This window comes from Maricaulis sp. (assembly GCF_017642925.1).
GTDB lineage: Bacteria > Pseudomonadota > Alphaproteobacteria > Caulobacterales > Maricaulaceae > Maricaulis.
This window is the reverse complement of the sequence record NZ_JAEPOL010000011.1, coordinates 121,811-140,926: the sequence shown is the minus strand read 5'-3', so window position 1 is coordinate 140,926 and position 19,116 is coordinate 121,811. Positions and strand designations below refer to the sequence as shown.

General features: G+C 65.7%; 20 protein-coding genes. 7 read left to right on the top strand and 13 right to left on the bottom strand.

The features are described 5' to 3' along the window. Nucleotides 1-662 precede the first annotated feature (662 nt). The gene (locus JJ918_RS10855; protein WP_291886970.1) at nucleotides 663-1,553 is read right to left on the bottom strand and encodes a hypothetical protein; all 891 of its coding nucleotides are present in this window, start codon (nucleotides 1,551-1,553) and stop codon (nucleotides 663-665) included. A 195-nt stretch (nucleotides 1,554-1,748) separates the two neighbouring features. Here JJ918_RS10855 and JJ918_RS10850 point away from each other — a divergent pair, with 195 nt between their 5' ends. The 3 genes from JJ918_RS10850 to JJ918_RS10840 all read left to right on the top strand — a co-directional run bounded on the left by JJ918_RS10850 (nucleotide 1,749) and on the right by JJ918_RS10840 (nucleotide 3,629). Beyond that, nucleotides 1,749-2,309 carry a PAS domain-containing protein gene (locus JJ918_RS10850; RefSeq protein ID WP_291886967.1) on the top strand — a complete coding sequence of 187 codons (561 nt, stop codon included), beginning with the start codon at nucleotides 1,749-1,751 and terminating at the stop codon, nucleotides 2,307-2,309. A gap of 57 nt (nucleotides 2,310-2,366) precedes the next feature. Then, a complete protein-coding gene (locus JJ918_RS10845; RefSeq protein WP_291886964.1) occupies nucleotides 2,367-2,990 on the top strand; it encodes a PilZ domain-containing protein in 624 nt (207 codons plus the stop codon). A 138-nt stretch (nucleotides 2,991-3,128) separates the two neighbouring features. Then, nucleotides 3,129-3,629, top strand: coding sequence for a DUF4339 domain-containing protein (locus tag JJ918_RS10840; protein WP_291886961.1), 501 nt, complete (start codon nucleotides 3,129-3,131; stop codon nucleotides 3,627-3,629). Between the two features lie 30 nt (nucleotides 3,630-3,659). Here JJ918_RS10840 and JJ918_RS10835 read toward each other — a convergent pair whose 3' ends face one another. After that, nucleotides 3,660-4,190 carry a gamma carbonic anhydrase family protein gene (locus JJ918_RS10835; RefSeq protein WP_291886958.1) on the bottom strand — a complete coding sequence of 177 codons (531 nt, stop codon included), beginning with the start codon at nucleotides 4,188-4,190 and terminating at the stop codon, nucleotides 3,660-3,662. A 288-nt stretch (nucleotides 4,191-4,478) separates the two neighbouring features. Between JJ918_RS10835 and JJ918_RS10830 the strand changes: the two genes are divergently transcribed. After that, nucleotides 4,479-5,243 (top strand): PhoH family protein, encoded by a 765-nt coding sequence (locus JJ918_RS10830; protein ID WP_291886956.1) that lies wholly within the window; start codon nucleotides 4,479-4,481, stop codon nucleotides 5,241-5,243. A 126-nt stretch (nucleotides 5,244-5,369) separates the two neighbouring features. Further along, nucleotides 5,370-6,032, top strand: a complete 663-nt coding sequence (locus JJ918_RS10825) for a 3'-5' exonuclease (RefSeq protein WP_291886954.1) — start codon at nucleotides 5,370-5,372, stop codon at nucleotides 6,030-6,032. Here the strand turns inward: JJ918_RS10825 and JJ918_RS10820 are convergent. The 6 genes from JJ918_RS10820 to JJ918_RS10795 all read right to left on the bottom strand — a co-directional run bounded on the left by JJ918_RS10820 (nucleotide 6,029) and on the right by JJ918_RS10795 (nucleotide 12,334). Beyond that, nucleotides 6,029-6,481, bottom strand: coding sequence for a response regulator (locus tag JJ918_RS10820; protein WP_291886951.1), 453 nt, complete (start codon nucleotides 6,479-6,481; stop codon nucleotides 6,029-6,031). The genes JJ918_RS10825 and JJ918_RS10820 overlap by 4 nt on opposite strands. Then, nucleotides 6,478-8,922, bottom strand: coding sequence for a PAS domain S-box protein (locus JJ918_RS10815; protein WP_291886948.1), 2,445 nt, complete (start codon nucleotides 8,920-8,922; stop codon nucleotides 6,478-6,480). The genes JJ918_RS10820 and JJ918_RS10815 overlap by 4 nt, the downstream gene beginning before the upstream one ends. Before the next feature lie 176 nt (nucleotides 8,923-9,098). Next, a complete protein-coding gene (locus JJ918_RS10810) occupies nucleotides 9,099-9,596 on the bottom strand; it encodes a hypothetical protein (RefSeq protein ID WP_291886946.1) in 498 nt (165 codons plus the stop codon). Then, nucleotides 9,596-11,155: a glycine betaine ABC transporter substrate-binding protein gene (locus tag JJ918_RS10805; RefSeq protein ID WP_291886943.1), complete on the bottom strand. Its 1,560-nt coding sequence runs from the start codon at nucleotides 11,153-11,155 to the stop codon at nucleotides 9,596-9,598. Before JJ918_RS10805 ends, JJ918_RS10810 begins: the two co-directional genes overlap by 1 nt. 178 nt (nucleotides 11,156-11,333) lie before the next feature. Further along, entirely contained in the window at nucleotides 11,334-12,113 is a 780-nt protein-coding gene (locus tag JJ918_RS10800) for an ABC transporter ATP-binding protein (RefSeq protein ID WP_291886940.1), read from the bottom strand. After that, nucleotides 12,110-12,334, bottom strand: a complete 225-nt coding sequence (locus JJ918_RS10795; protein WP_291886937.1) for a DUF3126 family protein — start codon at nucleotides 12,332-12,334, stop codon at nucleotides 12,110-12,112. The genes JJ918_RS10800 and JJ918_RS10795 overlap by 4 nt, the downstream gene beginning before the upstream one ends. 169 nt (nucleotides 12,335-12,503) lie before the next feature. Here JJ918_RS10795 and JJ918_RS10790 point away from each other — a divergent pair, with 169 nt between their 5' ends. Both JJ918_RS10790 and JJ918_RS10785 read left to right on the top strand, forming a co-directional pair. Further along, nucleotides 12,504-12,797, top strand: a complete 294-nt coding sequence (locus JJ918_RS10790; protein WP_291886933.1) for a type II toxin-antitoxin system ParD family antitoxin — start codon at nucleotides 12,504-12,506, stop codon at nucleotides 12,795-12,797. After that, a complete protein-coding gene (locus tag JJ918_RS10785) occupies nucleotides 12,763-13,047 on the top strand; it encodes a type II toxin-antitoxin system RelE/ParE family toxin (protein WP_291886930.1) in 285 nt (94 codons plus the stop codon). Before JJ918_RS10790 ends, JJ918_RS10785 begins: the two co-directional genes overlap by 35 nt. On the opposite strand, the gene JJ918_RS10780 is transcribed toward JJ918_RS10785, so the two are convergent. The 5 genes from JJ918_RS10780 to JJ918_RS10760 are packed head-to-tail and all read right to left on the bottom strand — an operon-like array spanning nucleotide 13,044 to nucleotide 19,104. Further along, entirely contained in the window at nucleotides 13,044-13,361 is a 318-nt protein-coding gene (locus JJ918_RS10780; RefSeq protein ID WP_291886928.1) for a hypothetical protein, read from the bottom strand. The genes JJ918_RS10785 and JJ918_RS10780 overlap by 4 nt on opposite strands. A 7-nt stretch (nucleotides 13,362-13,368) precedes the next feature. Continuing rightward, nucleotides 13,369-14,196, bottom strand: coding sequence for a serine O-acetyltransferase (gene cysE, locus JJ918_RS10775; protein ID WP_291886925.1), 828 nt, complete (start codon nucleotides 14,194-14,196; stop codon nucleotides 13,369-13,371). Between the two features lie 16 nt (nucleotides 14,197-14,212). Beyond that, the gene (locus JJ918_RS10770; protein ID WP_291886922.1) at nucleotides 14,213-14,803 is read right to left on the bottom strand and encodes an NUDIX hydrolase; all 591 of its coding nucleotides are present in this window, start codon (nucleotides 14,801-14,803) and stop codon (nucleotides 14,213-14,215) included. A gap of 27 nt (nucleotides 14,804-14,830) precedes the next feature. Beyond that, a complete protein-coding gene (locus JJ918_RS10765) occupies nucleotides 14,831-17,974 on the bottom strand; it encodes an efflux RND transporter permease subunit (protein WP_291886919.1) in 3,144 nt (1,047 codons plus the stop codon). Further along, nucleotides 17,971-19,104 (bottom strand): efflux RND transporter periplasmic adaptor subunit, encoded by a 1,134-nt coding sequence (locus tag JJ918_RS10760; protein ID WP_291886916.1) that lies wholly within the window; start codon nucleotides 19,102-19,104, stop codon nucleotides 17,971-17,973. Before JJ918_RS10760 ends, JJ918_RS10765 begins: the two co-directional genes overlap by 4 nt. Between the last annotated feature and the right edge of the window lie 12 nt (nucleotides 19,105-19,116).

The following is a 19,116-nucleotide window of genomic DNA, read 5'->3' as shown; positions in this document are numbered from 1 at the left end:
TGCTGTCACCCACCAGGCGCGGACGAGCTCCGCACGCTCCCGGGCACAAGGGACTGAGCTCATGCCTCCCATCCCGGAAACCGTCTGCGAGCATACGCCCAGTTGAACCGGCGGGGATAAGTTTGCGGCCCCGGCCCCAACACGCCGTCATCCCCCGGCGTGTCCGGGGGACCTCATCCATCCCGTGGGCAGAGACAAGCCCCTCGCATTACAGCGAAATCGCCCCCCGGCGAGCGCAGCTCCCCCGGACAAGCCGGGGGATGACGACGGGTTGGGGAGGTGAGTGAGGCGGGGATAAGTGCGCATCGCGGCCACCGTGCCCCATGAACCGGGCCCTGACTGAAGCCTGCGCCCGCGAAAGCGGGTGTCAGGGTGACGGTGTTTGTTGCGGCGCTCTCACTCTCTCTTCCAACCTCTCGATTTTTCCCGGACGAAGGCCTGCGCAGGCAGGCTGCAGATCCGGGACCGACCGAAGATCGTTTCAAGCAATGAGATTCCCGTAGATCCCGGCGCTCCGCCCGGCCTTCGCCGGGCTTGCAGCCGGGAAAAACCGAGGGTGTTTGGGGGAGACGAGCCTCGCCGCCCCAAAAAAAGGCCCCGGCTGGGTCAGCCGGGGCCAGGCATGCCGAGTGGGCATGTGAGATCTTTGGACGGGGCCGGTGTCAGCGATAACCGCCGACGCCCCCGTCGAGCATGAGTGTCATGGAAACCCGCTCGCGGCGTTCGCGTTCCACTTCGCGGCGCACGCGTTCGGTATAGCGTTCCTCGCGGCGCATATAGACGAGCTTCACGCCCGGGCCGTGGCGGCGCAGCAGGGAACGTTCATTGCAGTTGCGGCGCTGTTCCTGGGCCTCGCAGTAAAGGCGGCCGCCCGGTTCGTGACGCAGTGCCTCGCCCTTGCGGCAGGCGATCGTGGCCGCATCATTCCAGTCGTACTCGCCTTCAATGGCCCAGCCGATGGTCACCTGCATCGCCGTGCCGGCCATGCAGCGATAGATCTCGCCGGAATAGGCCGCCCCGACGCGTTCATCGGCATCGACCCGCGACGCCGGATGCGGCGTGCCGCCATCGTCGACGCAGACAGCGCGCACGACGCGCCATTCCTCGACCCAGCGCGTGCGCTCTTCCTCGTAGTATTCGTACTCGTACTCTTCCTCGAGCCCGACCACGTTGAGCCCGGTGATCGCGGTTGCGGCCGGGGCGGTCGTCATCGGCGTGTAGGAGCCGCCACCGATGAAGGTCATCGCCCCCGCGCCCGCACCGGCCGACGCGTTGGCATTGGCCGAGGCGTTCACATTCGTGGTCACATTCGTGATCACATTGACCCGGGACGAGACATTCACGCCGACATTGATGTTGCCGCCATGAATGTTGATGTTCGGCACATTCACCGTGTGACCGCCGCCATGATTGCAGCAGGTCGGCGGCGGAGGCGGCGTGCAGCAATTGCCGCCGCCCGAACCACCGCCCCCACCGGCCTGTGCCGGGGCGGCCAGCAGGGCGAACGCCGCGCTCGCGGGAATCAGAAAAGCGTGCCGGGCTGATACGCGCATGGGCTTGCTCCTTACGTGCTGCCCCTGCCGATGCAATCCGCGGGCCGTTTTCGCATCCCGCCGCTCGCGCGAGCGGGGAAAGCCCGCCAGCCGCTCTCACCCGTGACGGGTATGGCCCCGATATTGAACTCGCCGCTGCAACGCTCCGGGCCGGGACAGGCCGGGCCGCCTGAAGACTGATGAGTGGAGAAACGGATGCGCCACGCGCAATCGCAAGCCTTGCACGCCTACTGGCAAACGCGCCGCCAGGGAGGTGCCGCGCCGCACCGCACCGATATCGAGCCGCAGGATATCGCCCGTATGCTCGGCTATGTCTTCATTCTCTGGCGTGCCGATCCGGATCATCACATCTTCCGCCTGGCCGGAACGCATCTGTGCGATCTCTACCAGCGCGAGTTCCGCGACCAGAATTTCCTCTCGCTGTGGCGCAGCCATGACCGCACGCATGTGCAGGCCGTGCTGGAAGCGTCCATAACTGGCACAGAACCGGCCTCGCTGATCGCGCGCACCGTAACGATGGACCGGCTGGACCTGCCGGTGGAGATCAGCTTCCTGCCTCTGCGCGGCCCGTCCGGTGCGATCGACCGCACGCTCGGCCTGTTCCAGCCGCTGGACGACGTCGCCGCGCTGCGCGGCCGCCCTGCCGTGCGCACCGTGCTGCAGGAAGTGCATCCGCCGCTGCAGCGGGACGGTCTTTATGCGGGCCTGTTCGGCAATGCCGAGACGACGCCGCGCAAAGTGGCAAACGATCAATAAACGCAAGTCCTTCTTAACCGCTATGGCCTAGCATCCGCCGCTCAGGAGGATGTCGCCATGCATCACGGGCCGGGCCGACTGGACCGCCGGAAGATCAGGATTGCCGCGCGTGGCGCCCAGGAGCGCCGCCGGCATGCCCGCGTGCCGCTGCAGCTTCATGGCCGCTTCTGGACGGAGATGGAGGGCGAACACGCCTGCCGCCTGCTGGATATTTCGCCGGGCGGCGCGCGCCTGATGGCCCGCATCGTTCCGCCGGACCAGACCCGCCTCATCCTGATGATTCCCAGTCTGGGACGTATCGAAGGCCGGGTCGTACGCCGCGAGGGCGAGGAATTCTCCGTCGCGTTCAACGCACCCCTGCGCAAGCGCGACAAGCTGGCCGACGCGATCACTTGGCGTTTCAACAAGGACCGGCTGGGCCTCGACGAGGACCGCACGGCACCGCGCAAGCCGGGCCGCGGCCGGGCGCGGATCATGCTGTCTGACGGCGTCATCATCCAGGCCAATGTGATCGACGTTTCGGTAACGGGGGCGGCCTTCGAATGCCTTGAACGCCCCCGCATCGGCGAGCCGCTGCGTGTCGGTGAGATGTCAGGACGAGTGGCGCGAATTCTGGACAACGGGTTCGCGGTCGTGTTCGATCCCCCCCAGGCAAAAACCAGCGGTCCTGAAGCAGCATAATCTTGAGTCTCTGTCTGCCGGATCCGGCGCTCCGAACGCTGCGGGGGCCGCTCTGGCCCGTTTCTTGCCGTAACGGATGGGTAGACGGTAGTAGTTTGGGTGCGAGAAAGTCCAATGCCTCGCGATGACGGAATCACGATGTCCTGGTTTGTGAAAGTCGAAGGCCGTGTCTACGGCCCGTATACGCCGCAGCAGATGCGCGCCTTCGTTGCCGAAGGCCGGATCGCGGCCCATTCGCAGATCTCGCCCGACCGGGACGGCATCTGGGCGCAAGCAAGCGATATCGAGGAATTCCGTGACTGGCTCGAGGATCTGGGCCAGCGCAAACAGCCGGAAAAGCGGGTCACCCCCGGCGCCCGGCCGGCCAATTTCGTGGTGATCGCCGAGATTCATTCCGAGACCGCGGCCGAGTTTGCCCACGCGCTGGCGGCCTATGGCGATCTCGAATCGATCACCAGCGGCGTCTGGCTGCTGCGTGGCCCGACGACGTCGGCCGTGCTGCGCAATGAGCTCAGCCATATTCTGGGACGCGACGACAAGCTGCTGGTCATCGACGCCTCGCACGACCGCGCCGCCTGGTTCAATCTGGGACGCGAAGCCGACCAGAATATCCGCGAACTGTGGAGCCGCGCGCACTAGACAGCGCGGCCCGCCTCCCGACCATCGACCTCAGTCGATCCGGCGCAGCTGCGTTGCGTGGCGTTTCCAGTTTTCGACATAGTGATCTGCTGACACCTTCAGCATCACGGCGGCGTCCTCGTCGAGCGTGCGGATCACCTTCGCCGGCGCGCCGACCACCAGCGAATTGTCCGGGATCTCCTTGCCTTCCGTGATCAGCGCGTGTGCGCCGATGATACAGTTCCGGCCGATCTTCGCGCCGTTAAGGACGGTCGCACCGATCCCGATCAGGGAATAATCGCCGACCGTGCAGCCATGCAGCATGGCGCGGTGCCCGATCGTCACCCCCTTGCCGACGGTCAGCGGCACGCCCTCATCGGTGTGCAGCACGGAGAGGTCCTGGACGTTCGAATCCTCGCCGATCGTGATCGGGTCATTGTCGCCGCGCACAACCGCGCCGTACCAGACACTCGCATTGCGATGAAGGACAACACGGCCCATCACCTGCGCATCCGGCGCAATCCAGTACTCCCCCTCGCCCGGCGTCTGCGGAACCGAATCGCCCAATGCATAGAGTGCCATTCCCGTCTCCCTCTTTATTTGCGTGAAATTTTCACGACGCGCTCGTTCAGATCTTCTTCACCGGGTTACACTCAGACTGTAAGCGCGATTCGAGATCGCTTTCTCGCTTCGCTTTCGGCAACGCAAGGAGGCAACGGGTAGCCGGCATGACCGCTCCTCGACCCAGCCCGCCAGGAACCGGTCGGTTTTCCACCGAACCCCGCGTGTCCCCTGCACTGTCTTTCGTGCCCCGTTTCTTCGCCCCTCGCCGCCCGGCCGAGGGGTTTTTCATGTGTGGAGGTCCCCGTCATGGGTAAGCGTAACGTCAAACGCCGCCAGCGTGCAGGTGAATTCAATACCGCCCACTATCATACCGAACAGGACAAGGTGCGTGCCCTCTTTCCCGGTACCAGCTGGACCCCGGACGACAAGGAACCGATGCGCGACCAGCGCTTCACCAAGAATGTCAAACCGCGCTCGGACGGCCAGGCGAAGCTGATGTCGTCGATCGACACCCATAACCTCGTCCTGGCGCTTGGCCCGGCCGGTACCGGCAAGACCTTCCTGGCCGTTGCCAAAGGGGTCGAGGCGCTCGAATCGGGCGCGGTCAGCCGGATCGTCCTGTCCCGCCCCGCGGTGGAGGCCGGCGAATCGATCGGCTTCCTGCCCGGCGCCATGGAAGAGAAACTCGCCCCCTATCTGCGCCCGCTCTACGACGCGCTGGCCGACCGGCTGAGCCCGAAAAAGCTCAAGGCGATGATGGCGGAGGGCCTGATCGAGATCGCGCCGATCGGCTATATGCGCGGCCGCACGCTGAATAATGCCTTCGTGGTGGTCGACGAGGCGCAGAACTGCACCTATGGCCAGCTGAAAATGCTGCTCACCCGCCTGGGCTGGAACTCCACCATGGTGGTCACCGGCGACCCGGCCCAGTCGGACCTGCTGCCGGAAATGTCGGGCCTGGCCCAGATCGCCGACAAGATGGACCCGCTGGAAGACATCGCCGTGTGCCGGCTGGAGGCCAAGGACATTGTCCGCCACCCGCTGGTCGCGACCATGCTGACCGTGCTCTGACACGCCAGACAGCGCTTACGGGAGACGGCGCGATGTGCTTCGCATCGCGCCGTTTTCATGTGCGGTCATGGCTTTGTCGCGGCGGTCCGCTAATCTCGGCGCCGATCGAATAACGGGACAATGATCATGATCCGCAGCCTGATTGCCGCCTTCCTTCTCGCCACCGCACCCACCCTGGCCCAGGGCGCGTTTCCGCCGCAGGAGAATCGCGAGGCCTGGGGGCTGGCCATCGTCGATGTGGAGACCACCGGGCTGGAAGCCGGGCATCACGAGATGATCGATCTCGGTGCGATCTATACCGATCTGGACGGTAATGAGCTGGGACGTTTCTTTATCCGCATCCATCCCGACCACCCCGAAAGGGCAACGGAATTCGTACGCAGCATCAACGGGTTCGACGAGGAGCGCTGGACCGAACTGGAGGCTCTCACCGGGGCGGATGCGGTCGAGCGTTTCCTGGCTTTCCATGCCGAAGCGTCAGGCGAACGGACCATGCTGTTCACGGCCTACAATGCCTGGTTCGACCGCAATTTCCTGGACGCCCTGCTGCAGCAGCACGGGGAAAGCTTTCGCGATCACTTCACCTATTTCCTGCTCGACCTGCCCTCGCTGGCCTGGGGCGCCGGCATTCCGGACATGATGAATGCCGATGTGGCGGGCGCGCTCGGCCTTGAAGCCGAAACCAGCGATCCGCTGGAGCATACCGGGCTGAGCGGTGCGGAATGGAATCTGGCGCTCTATCGCGCACTGCAGGCGCGGATCGCAGCCCAGGCAGGGGCCGGGGATTAGCCGCTGACGCTCGGCCGCGGCAGGATCACGCTGGAGAACCAGAAGTCGCGAATCGCCTCGACGATATCGACCAGGCGAGAGAATTCGGACGGTTTGGAGACATAGCCGCTGGCGTGATGCCGGTAGCTTTCCAGCACGTCCCGCTCGGCCTTGGAACTGGTCAGCATGACCACGGGAATCACCGACAGCGTCTCGTCCGACTTCAGCGTTTCCAGGATCTGGATGCCGTTCAGCTTGGGCAGGTTGAGGTCCAGCAGGATCAGGTCCGGCACCGGACAATTGTTGTAATCGCCCCGCCGGTAGAGAAAATCGAGCGCCTTCTCGCCATCATTGACGACGTGGATCGTGCTGTCGAAGGCACTGTCCTCGAACGCCATGCGGGTCAGATAGACATCGTCCTCATTGTCCTCGACCAGAAGGATGTCGGCCAGTTTGGCGGGCCTTGTCATGCGTCTTCTCCTTCGGTCACCGTCCCGTCCGGGCCGGTCGTGCTCGCTGCGGCTGCAGCATCCGTGTCCTGCGGCGCCTCCGGCCAGTAGACGTAGAACCGGCTGCCCTCACCCACCTCGGATTCGGCCCAGATCCGCCCCCCGGCATTGTTGACGATCTTGCGGCAGATCGCGAGCCCCATTCCGGTCCCCGAATACTTCGACGCCGGGTGAAGTCGTTTGAATGGCTCGAATATCTGCTCGCAATACTCCGGACGCATGCCGATCCCCTTGTCCGACAGGGTGAACAGCCAGCCCTGCTCATAGGGGGCCGCGGATATCTGGATCTTCGGCGCCTCACCGTCCTTGGCGTATTTGATCGAGTTGGCGATCAGGTTCTGGAAGACCCGGGAAAACCGGGTGGGATTCGTCCGCAGTTTCGCCGGCAGATGAACCGTTTCCAGACTCGCCTGGCTGTTCTCGAAATCCTCGGCCAGATTCTGCCGGGCCAGTTCGATCATGTCGACGGGGATGAAGGTTTCGATCTGGCCGAGATCGTCGCTCGCCCGCGAGAAGGAGATCAAATCGTCCAGCAGGGCCTGCATGCGCTGCGCCGAACCGGCACAGATCTCCACCGCCTTGCGGGCGTCTTCGTCCAGCTGGCCGGCATGCTTGCGCAGCAGCATCTGCGAGAAATTGCCGATCATGCGCAAGGGCTCTCGCAGATCGTGCGAGGCGGCGAAACTGAAGCGTTCCAGCTCGGCATTGGTCTGTTCGAGGCGGGCGATGAAGGCTTCGCGCTCCGCCTCGCCCGCCTTGCGCGCCGACAGGTCGCGCGCCGTGGCGATGAAGATCCGGTCATCGCCGGCCTTGTATTCAGTCACCGCCAGCTCGATGGGAATCGCATGCCCGTCCCGGTGCACCCCGTAGACTTCACGCACCTTGCCGACGATGTCGCTGTCGCCGGTCTCGATGTAGTGCTTGATGTAATAATCGTGCTTGCGGCGGTGCTCGGTGGGCGTGAGGATACGGATATTGCTGCCCACCAGCTCGTCCGGCCGGTATCCGAAAACGCGTTCGCAGGCCGGATTCGCTTCCTCGATGATGCCCTGGGCATTGGTCGTGAGCACGGCATCGACCGCACTCTGCGTGACCGCGCGCAGGCGGCGTTCGGACCGGTTGCGGGCTTCCTCGGCTGCACGCTCCTCGGTGATGTCCTCGATCGAGCCGGCCATGCGGACAGGTTCGCCGGTCTCGTCCAGCAGCACCTGTCCCGTCGCATGACACCAGACGAAATGCCCGTTTTCGTGCCGCATCCGGAAATTCGGCGCATAGGGCTCGCCCATCTCGAAGTGCGCCTCGATGGCCTCGCGGACCGCGGGCTGGTCGTCCGGATGTATCCGGTCGAAAAAGAAGCTCGCATCGGTGACCCTGTGGTCCTGCGGCAGGCCCAGCATGCGCATCGCATTGGGCGACCAGCCAAGCGTATTGTCGCGAATCCCCCAGTCCCAGACGCCTACCGCCATGCCGCGCACGACGAGATTGTAGCGCTGCTCGCTCGTCCGGCGGACCGCATCGACATCCGCCAGCCGGTCGGCCTGGCGCCGCGCGAGCTGGGCCATGAAGGCGAGTGAAGCGCCCAGCAATGTCAGGCCGATGCCCGACATCCAGACACCCAACGCGGTGCGCGGCTGCATCCGCCGGACAAAGGACGCGGTCGGCGCGGTGTGAAGCGTCCAGCCGACCTCATAGCTGGTCGTGATCGGAGCGGATGAACGATAGGGTGTGTCCTGATCGACGGCCCGGCCCGAGCCGGCAAGACGCGGCCCGTCGGTCGAAGCCGTCAACGCGACGTCAAAGTCCTCGTCATAGGCCGGCCGGCTGGCCCGCAGCATGGCGGCGATATCGAACAGGGCGACCAGAACCCGGACCCCGCCCGTCCCGTCGGCAAACGGGTAGTAGGCCATCATGCCGTCAGAGCCATCCTCGAATCGCGCGACGGCGCCAGCGTGCAGCCTTCCGAGCATGTCGGACTGTGACATGTCGTTGCGGCCCGGCCCGCCCGGCGCCCCGACGAGTCCGGCCATGGCCGGCCCGCCTTCCGGCTCGACCCATTGCACGCCCGTCTCGTCTGCAACATAGAGCGCGCGCAGCCATGGCTTGTCGCTGAGATAGGCACCGGCGTCGGCGCGCCATTCCGATTCGGGCATCGCCCCGCCACGGACCGCCAGCCGGGCTCCCATACGTTCGATCGCGTGTCCATCCTGTTGCAGACGCAGGGACAGGATGCGGGCGGTATTGTTCGCTTCCGCCTGACTGAAGCGTTCGAGTGCCTGATCACGGACATCCTGCGACCGGCTGGCCGTGGCGGCCGTGACCGCGATCCCGATCACGACGACAACAAGCATCGGCAGGACGAGCCCGAGCCGTGTGCGAGCGTCAAAGGGCGCTGCCAGGTCCATAAACGGTCCTTCCGCCAGTCGCAGCGAGCATTCCCCGAGAACGCTCCGGTCAGCGGCTCCGTTCTCTTGTCCGGCATCCCGCTGGTTTCACTTCCGAACCTTACACCCCTGTGCGGGTCATGCAATCCGATCGCAAGACCAGGTTGTTGAAATGCAAGGTGCCAATCGGCCTCTGCTCAATGCAGCGTGACGGGCTGCCTGCGGTAGCGCACCAGAATGCGCAGCGTCAGCGGATGCTCCTTCTCAGGATCGAGACGCAGGCGGATCATTTCCGCCCGGGCGCGTTCCCGGCGCCGGCGCGCCCGCAGATACTGGATCGCCACAAAGCCCGCGATCGCCAGATAGGCGACATAATTGGCCACGCCGTACCAGTCGGGCAGGAAAAGCCAGACACACAGCGCCGCGACAATGGCGAAGATGATATCGACCGGCCAGCCTTCCGACGCCGTGAAGAAGGCCAGCACCGGGAAAATGCCGCGATCGATATCGCCCTCCGGGTCTATCTGGGCGAGCAAATCCTCGAATTCGGCCGACTGGCGCGCATAGACCTGGTTGAGCGGCGTGTCCTCATCCACCGGATCGGCATGGGCCGGCCGGTCGCGATTGAGAATCATGCAGGCGCGCATCAGCCATTCGGCATCCTGAAGACGGCCATGGGCATAAAACCCGCTCATCACTGCTCCGCGATTCGTTCACCCAGCCAGGCCGCGGCCCCGGCGGGCGTATCCCCGTCGAGATCGACCCGCCGATTGGCCTCGCGCATGGCGTCATCGTCAATGGCGCCGACCAGCGGCCCAAGCACCGCGGCGAGCCCGGGGCGCCGGGCGGCCTGCGGCGACACCAGGATCACGGCGTCATAGGGCGGCAGCACGCCGCGCGGATCGTCGAGCACCGTCAGGTCAAACGCCGCGATTCGCCCGTCCGTCGTGTAGGCGGTGATCACATCGACCTGCCCGTCGCGGGCGGCCGAATAGAGGAAGGTATTGTCCATCGAACGCGTGCGGGCCGGACCCAGGCCGTAGACATCGCGCGTCGCGGTCCATTCCGACCGGGCGAAGACTTCCGGGTCGCCGCCCACGGTGAGCTCCGCAGCGATGGCGGACAGGTCTTCGAGACTGTCCACGCCTTGGGCTTCGGCAAATTCGCGGCTGACGGCAAAACCGTAGGCATTCTCGAATCCCAGCCGCCCCAGGGTGAGAATTCCGTGCTCGGCCCACAGCCAGGCCGACATCTCGGTGAACATGCGATAGCGGCCGGCCGGTTCGGACCGGTTCATCACCGTCGCCCAGATCGTGCCGGTATAATCGATATAGACGTCGATCTCGCCGCTGCGCAGGGCATCGAACGCAATGGTGGAGCCGAGATTGTCGCGGCGGACCACCCGGGCCCCGGCCTCTTCCAGCCGGCGCTGCATCAGGGCGCCGAGAATGTACTGCTCGGTGAAGGCCTTGGAGCCGATCGTCACGGTCTGGCCGGCAATGCCCTGGGCCGCGCCCGGCGATTCGCCGGCAGCGACAGCCCCGGCCTGCCCCGGCGTCATGAAGCGGGGCGCGATGGACGCCGCAACGAGTACGGCAAGAAAAACGCCCACCCCGATGGCGAGACCGCGCCGCCGGTCGCGGGCGGCGATCTCCAACAGGCGGATGGCCTGGTCGAGCACGATGGCGAGCCCGGCTGCGAATACACAGCCGAACAGGACAGACAGCCAGTTGCGTGTCTGCAGGCCGGCGAAGATGTAATTGCCCAGGCTCGTTGCGCCGACGGGCGTTGCCAGCGTTGCCGCGCCCACCACCCAGACAGTCGCCGTGCGCAAGCCGGCGACGATGACCGGCAGGGCCAGCGGCAGCTCGATCTGCCACAGGCGCTGGCGGTCGGTCAGCCCGATACCGCGCGCGGCTTCGCGGATCTGCGGCTCGATGCCCTGCAGACCGACAATCGTGTTGCGCAGGATCGGCAGCACCGAATAGAGCATCAGCGCGATGAAGGCGGGGAGAAAACCGATCCGCCCGCCGAGCAGCGGCACCATCAGCGCCAGCAGCGCCAGGCCGGGAATCGTCTGGATCACGCTGGCAGCATTGAGCGTCGCGGCTGCAAGCCGGGGACGCCGGGCGGCCTGGATGCCCAGTGGAATGCTCAGCACGATCCCCGCCAGCAAGGCACACATCGACAGCACGACATGGGCCGACAGGTATTGCGGCAGCTCGGCCAGGCGCTCGGCAAAATTGGCACTCATGTTGCGCTCCGCCCTTCCCCTCGACGGGGAAGGTGGACCGAAGCAAAGCTTGGGGGCGGAAGGGGTGAAAGCGCAAAGCGCTTTCTGGCTCTGACCGAGGTCACCCCATCCACCACGCCTGCGGCGCGGTCCCCCTTCCCCATCAAGGGGAAGGACAAGAGCAGGCGACGAACTTCCCTCATGCGCCCAGCTCCCGGATCGCCCGCATCTGGCGGCGCGGGGTTTCCAGCAGGCCGGAGACATAATCGCTGGCGGGATTGGCAAGGAGGTCCGACGGCGTGCCGTGCTGGACAATCTCGCCATCCGCCATCACCGCGATCCGGTCGGCCATGATCAGCGCTTCGGCCATATCGTGCGTGACCATCACGGCGCTGAAGCCCAGCTCGGCCTGAAGACTGCGGAATTCCTGCTGCAGGCTGTCGCGCGTGATCGGATCGAGCGCGCTAAAGGGCTCGTCCATCAAGAGGAGGTCCGGCCGTCCCGCTAGTGCCCGTGCGAAGCCGACGCGCTGTCGCTGACCGCCGGACAGTTCGGCCGGATAGCGGTCGCCATAGGCATTCACCGGCAACTGCACCAGTTCGAGCATTTCGATGACTCGATTACTGATCTCGCCCGCGGTCCATCCGAGCAGGCGGGGAATGATGGCGACATTCTCGCGCACGGTGAGATGCGGAAACAGGCCGTCACCCTGCATCACCCAGCCGATCTCCCGGCGCAGCGCGACGGGGTCGCGGCCGGCAATGTCCTCGCCCTCGTAAAAAATCGAACCGCCCGAAGCATCCTCCAGGCGGTTGATCATTTTCAGCACGGTGGTCTTGCCGCAGCCGGACTCGCCCGCCAGGGCCAGCAATTCGCCGCGCGCGACCTGGAGCGAGACGCGCCGCACGGCCTCGACACCGCCGGGATAGGTCTTGCAGACCGCCCGGATATCGAGAACGGGGCGCGCCGGATCGATCAAAGATCTTCCAGGTCGATGTCCAGGATCGTGATTTCGAAGGAGTAGGACGTCTCGCCCTCATCGATGATCTTCGAGACCACGCCCAGGCATTCGTCGGCAATGTGGATTTCGGCGCACTCGTCCGGACGGTTGCGGCACTGCACGACCAGTTCGGGGTTCAGCTTGGCCTGGAGGAACATCTGAAGCTTGGCCGCTTCAAGCGGGGTCATATTCTTGTTCAAGGGATTTCTCCGGTCGGGATTCGAAGTTGGCGCCAACTAACCCCACAAAGGGGGCTCACGTCCAGTCAGCGGGTGTTGGCGAAGGTGCATTGGGCCGCGTGTCGGAGCATCGGTCGGCGATCGTATGAATTGTTCATACATGGTAGGCTCGCCGCAAAGGAGCAAGCCCATGATCCGCAAGACCGTGTCGATGCCCGACGAGATGGGCCAGTGGATTGCCGAACAGCTGGCCAAGGGCCGCTATTCCAACGAGAGCGAATATGTCCGCGACCTGATCCGGCGCGACCAGGAGAACCAGCGCAAGCTGGACGATCTGAGATCCATGCTCGCGGTCGCCGAAGCCGAGATCGAGGCGGGACAGTTTACCGAGCTGAGTTCGAAGGCGGAGATCCAGCAGCTGTTTGACGAGATCGATGCGGAAATCGCCGATGAAACTCGCTCTGAGCAAACGCGCACGGGCTGACTACAAGGCCATTCGTGCCTACTCGCTCAAGCAGTTCGGCCTGCAACAGGCCGCCGCCTACCGCGAGCGCTTTGAGACTGCTTTCGAGCGTCTTCTGGCCTTTCCGGAAAGCGGTGCGCCGTCAGACACCGTGGCTTCGGGCCTGCGGCGGCTTCCAGTTGGCCGGCACTGCGTGTTCTACCCTTTGACCGCTGGCGAGGTTCGCATTGTCGCGATCCTCCACCAGCGCCAGCTTCCAGACGACGTCTAGCCGCGCGGCGGACGGATGGTGTCCAGCCCCCAGGTCAGGACGAGATTGTCCGGACCGAACAGGGCATAGAGATAGTCCAGCGCGTCCTCGAGACCGTCCAGCTTCTCCTTGTCCTGCACGAACAGGGTGAAGCGGCTCTTTGCCTCGATGCCGAATTCGCGCGCGATCTCGGCGTCGAAATTCTGCAGGGCCCGGGGATCTGTCAGACGGAAGGGAAAATCGAACCAGTCCGGATGCGCTTGCCGGGCCTCGGCGATACGCATCCGCGCTTCAGCCACCGGCAGGCGGCAGTGTCCGGCATAGTCGATCGCCACGGGCCGCTCAGCCGGAGCCCTGGGGCAGACTCTGGTCCATGCTCTTCGCCGGTTCCTTGCAGGCGCACTTGCCGACGATCTTGGCCGGCACACCGGCCACGGTGCAGCCGGCCGGAACCGGTTCCAGTACGACCGAGCCTGCTGCAATCCGTGCGCCGTCGCCGACCTGGATATTGCCCAGCACGCGCGCACCGGCGCCGATCAGCACGCCCTTGCCGATCTTCGGGTGGCGGTCTTCATGCGCCGCCCCCGTACCGCCGAGTGTCACCTCGTGCAGGATGGAGCAGTCATCGCCGACCACGGCGGTCTCGCCGATCACCACGGAGGTGGCATGGTCGAACATCACGCCGCTGCCGATCCGGGCTGCCGGATGGATATCGAGACCGAAGCGCTCGCCGACCCGGCTCTGCAGGTGGAAAGCCAAGGTCTGCCGGCCCTGCTTCCACAGCCAGTGGGCGATGCGGTGGGCCTGCAGGGCATGATAGCCCTTGAAATAGAGGAAGGGCTGCAGCAGCGAGAGGCAGGCGGGGTCACGCTCGTCGACCGCAATCATGTCGGCGGCAGCCTGGGCGACGATTTGCGGATCGCCTTCGATGGCCTCTTCGGCGACATCGCGAGCCAGCATGGAATCGAGCTGGGCGTCCGCCATCTTCGAAGCGATACGATAGGCCAGCGCATGGGCAAACTTGTCGTGACGCAGAATGGCCGCGTTCAGGAAGCTGGCGAGGATCGGCTCCTCGGCGGCCGCCGAGGCGGCTTCGACGCGCAGGCGCGCCCAGAGCTTGTCCACCCCTGTGCGGGCGTCGACTGCGGTTTCGACATTGGTGAGCGGCATCGCTCTCTCCTCGCGCCTATTTCTGCAACATGGCGGCAGCCAGCGTCTCGTCCAGCTCACCCTCACGGGCCATGTAGTATGCGCGCAGCAGCATCGCTACCGTCAAGGCATCCGTGATGCGCCCCGACACGGCTTCGTGAAGCGCCGTGCCGAAGGGGACGCGCCGGGTTTGCAGCACTTCGGTACCTTCCGGCTCGGCCTCACCCTGCGTCAGGCCCGTCGCGATATAGCCGATCGCTTCCTCGTTTGTGACCGAGTTCGAGAGGTCCATACGCAGGATCTCGCGCCATTGCGCAGCCTCGAGCCCGGTCTCTTCCTTCAGTTCTCGCCGGGCACTGTCCAGCGGCGGTTCGCCCAGCGGCCCACCGCCTTCCGGGATCTCCCAGCTATACTTGTCCTGGGGAAAGCGGTGTTGGCCGACCAGAACGGTTGTCCCGTCCTCGAACAGCGGCAGGACGGCGATGGCCAGATTGGCGAACTCGACCACGCCGTAAAGACCTGGCTCGCCATCGGGCCGCGTGACGTCATGCTCTGTCAGGCGCAGCCAGGGGTTCTCGTACATGGTGCGCGAGGCACCGACCTGCCAGGGGCCACGACTGCCGCTCATGCTCATCTCCCTTGCCAGGCAAGGGCTCTAGGCGTGTTCGGCAAGCTCTGGCAAGCCGCGCGCCCGGCTCCGTTCGCGCCGCAGACTGTCCAGAAGCCGCCGCTTCTTGTCCGACAGACGGGAGAGTTTCACGAAAGCGGCCGGTGCGAAGACGAGCGCCAGGATGGCCGAGCCCGCCACCCCGCCGACCATCGCCGAGGCAAAGGGCAGCCAGAAACTGTCGCCGGACAGGAGCAGCGGCACGAAGCCGCCGATGGTCGTCAGCGTGGTCGAGAGGATATGGCGCGTGGCGTCCATCACCGTTGCCTGCACGGCGCCGGGTTCCAGGGCGACCGAGGCCGGGTCGGCCCGCAGGGCCGACAGGACGACAATGGCGCCATTGATCGACAGCCCCATCAGCCCCATCGACCCGACAATGGCGTTGAAGCCCAGGGGTGTGCCGAACAGCCAGACCCCGAACATGGCCAGGCCGACCGACAGGAAGGCGACCACGAAGATCACGCCGGCAAAGCGGAAGGAATTGAAGGCCAGCACGACCGATCCGATCATCAGCACGAGCAGCGGGATCGCGGTGGAGAAGAGATCGGCCATGGCGCCGCCACGCTCGGCCGCTTCCCCGCCAACCTGCAACTCATAGCCGGGCGGCAGCACGATATCGGCCTCGTCCAGCGCCGCAAAGAAATGCTCCAGTGCAGGGGCCGGCAGGGTAAAGGGTTCCAGGAAGCCCAGCACCGTATTCACCCGGTGGCCGTTCTCGTGATGGATGGTCGCCACCTGGGGGGCAAGAGTGACATCGCCGAGCGCCGCGACGGGGGACGCCAGAATGTCGGCGCCCGGCGATGCCAGCGGTGAACCCGCAACGGAAGACAGGCTGGCCCGGCGCGCATCCTGGGCGATCACGCGAACGGGCAATTCCTCCATGCCTTCCAGAACACTGCCGCCGATCTCGCCATCCAGTTCACCGCGCAGACGGTTGGCAAGGTCTGCGAGGCGAACGCCGGCGAGTTCGGCCGAAGCCTCGTCCGCCATGATGCGGGCGACAGGTTCGCCCATTTCGAGTCGTGACAGGGTGTGGGTCACCGTGGGGGTCTGGCTCAAAACGCCGCGGATTTCGTGTCCCAGGCGATCGAGCTCGGTCAGTTCCGGGCCGACGAGCACGAGCTCGATCGGTGCCGGGATCGGGGGGCCCTGCTCGAACGGCAGGGTCAGGAAACGGGCCTGCGGAAACTCCGTCATCACGCGGCGTTGAAGCTCGGGCAGGATGCGGGCGGTTGCTTCGGCAGATTCTGTGTGGACGAAACCGGCGGCATAGCCGGGGGAGCCTTCGCGATTGCCCATCACATTGTAATAGGTGCGCGGACCGCTCTCGCCGATGGTCCAGGTGACGCGCTCGACACCGTCAAAGGACATGATGATTTCACGCGCCCGTTCGGTCTGGCGCCGGGTCTCGGCGATCGAGGTCGAGGACGGCAGTTCCAGTTCCAGCTGGAACATGTCGCGATCCGTCGGCGGGAAGAACTGCATCGGCAGGGTGGAGACCGCCACGAAGCCGGCGACGGGCAGGATCAGTCCGGCGACCAGACCGGTCCAGGGACGCGCCGTGATCGCGTCGAGCATGTTGCGATAGAGCCCGCCGAACGGGCCCGCGCCCAGCCCGTGCCGCCAGAAGCGGCGCGGTGCGCCGGCCAGGCCCGGGTCGTCGAACCAGGCCGCAAACGCCCCGACCACGGTCATGGCCAGGATGAAGGACGCACCGACAGCGAAGATCACCGAGATGCCGATCATCGAAATGAACTCGCCGGCCGCACCGGGCATCAGGGCAATCGGCGCGAAGGCGAAAATCGTGGTCAGGGTGGAGGCGGCGAGCGGCGCGAACAAATGACGCACGGCATGATCCAGCGCGCCCAGCGGCGCCTCGCCGCGGGACCGGAACAGCCGGTATTCGTCGACAACGACAATCGCATTGTCGATCAAGAGGCCGAGCGCGACGACCAGACCGGTCACCGACATCTGGTGCAAAGGCTCGTCATAGATCCGCGTGAGCAGCAAAACGGCGAGGACGGTCAGCGGCAGGGCCGAGCCGACGATCAGCGCCGCGCGCCAGCCCATCATCACGAACAGGACACCGAAGACGATCAGCGCCGACATCATCAGATCGCCGGCCAGCCCGTGCAGGCGGTCGTCGACATAATCGCCCTGGCGGAACACTGTCTCGACCCGGATTCCGGGCACGGAAGCGGCAAAGTCGGCAACGACGGCGTCGGCCGCTTCGGACCACTGATCGACCCGCAATTCCGGTTGCAGGAAGGCCGTGACGAAAACCGCGCGCCGGCCATTGGTGAAACCCATCGAGGCGGCCGGCGTGCGCGCGCCCTTCTCGACATCGGCAACGTCGCCGACGCGGATGAACTCGCCATTCGGCCCTTCAGCGAGGGCGATGGCGCGAATGCGGTCGAGACTGTCGAACTCGCCCGCGATCTCGACATTGAGGTCGACCGTATCGGAGCGCAGCTCGCCGGCCGGCGCCTTGGCGTCAGCGCTGGCGGTCAGACGCGCAAGATCGGCAACGGTCAGGCCCAGCGCCGCCAGGGTTTCCGGATCGGCCAGGACCCGGATTTCCTCTTCGACGGCGCCGTGGACATCGGTTTCTTCGGTACCCGGCAGATTGCGCAGCCGCGCTTCCAGATCGTCCGCGAGGCGGGACAGGATGGCGAGATTTTCCTCGCCCTGCCCGTCCCAGCTGAGCGCAACCACCAGGGTCGCAGCGCCGGTATAGCGGCGCTCGACATCGGGCGCGCCGACCCCGGCCGGCAATTGCGACCGCACGCTTTCCACCTGCTCGCGGATCAGTGTCCAGGCCTGGTCAACATCGGCCGGGCCGAGGTCTTCGCGGACTTCCAGCGTGATCACTGAAATGCCCGACCGTGAGTCGGAAGTCGTCTCGCCGATCTCGGCCAATTCGTGGATGGCGTCTTCCAGCGGTTCGGTGACCAGCGCCTCGACCCGTTCAGCCGACGCGCCGGGGAAGATCGTCACGACCGTGCCGAAGCGCTCGGTCAGGGACGGGTCTTCCTGACGCCCCAGCGACATCAGGGCGCCCAGGCCAGCCGCGACCAGCAGGATGACGGCCAGTGCGGTCAGCCGCGAATAGCGGAAGAAGAGCGTGCTCATTGTGCGCGGGCCTCGGTGAGGGCCGGCGTGACGCGCTGGCCGGGCGTGATGCGCTGGATACCGGCGGCGAGCAGGAGGTCGCCGTCCTCCACCGCACCGCGCACGAAAACACGGCCCGCCTCGACGCGGACGGTTTCCACGGACCGGGACTGCAGCGTGTAGGCATCGCCGGATTCCGGGGTCAGGACATAGACCGACCACAGGCCGCGACGCCCTTCGGCGAGTGCCGATGTCGGCACCCAAAACCCGTCCGTGCCGATCGGTGTGGCGACCGCGAGGCGGACGACCTGGCCGGCGGCAGCAGACGCGTTCGCGGGCAAATCAAACAACGCCGTTACGGTGCGGGTCTGGCGGTCGACCACGCCGGTGGACGAGCGGAAAACGGCATCGACCGGGGCGCCATCGATCATGAAGCGGTGCGAGGCACCCGGCTGGAGTCCGGCGGCAATGCGCTGCGGCAGGCCCACCCGGATTTCCAGGGCGTCGGCCTCGACAATCTCGAGCAGCGGCTGGCCAGGCTGGGCGATCGCGCCCTCGTCTGCATGACGGGCCGTCACCACGCCGTCGAAGGGTGCTGTCACGACTGACAGATCGCGCTGCACACGCAGGGCATCGGCCTGGGCGGCAGCGGCATTCTGGCGGGCCCGGGCCGCACGCGTCGAGGTGCGGACCTCGTCATAGCGCTGCTGGGAGATATGGCCACGCTCCAGCAATTGGCCCTGGCGGTCCTCGGTCTCTGCAGCCAGCGCGGTCTGGGCCGCCGTTTCGGCCGTCTGGGCGTCGGCCGCAGCGATCTGGGCATCGAGTGCCCGCGTATCCAGGCGGGCCAGAACCTGGCCGGCCATCACCCGGTCGCCGACATCCACGCCGATCGCATCGATACGGCCGCCACGCTCAAAGCCGAGCGCGCTCTGCCGGCGCGCCGATACGAGACCGGGATAGAATTCCTCGATGCGCGCCTCGCCGTCATAGCGCGCCTCGATGGCGGAGACGGGCAGCGGGGCGGGCAGCGCCGCAACGGCATTGGCATCGGCCCGCAGGGTCGACACGCCGAAGACAAGCACCGCAATCGCAACGGCGGACAGGATCACGGCCGTTCCGGCACTCAGGGGGCGTTTGTAAAGAGACACTGGACTACCCTC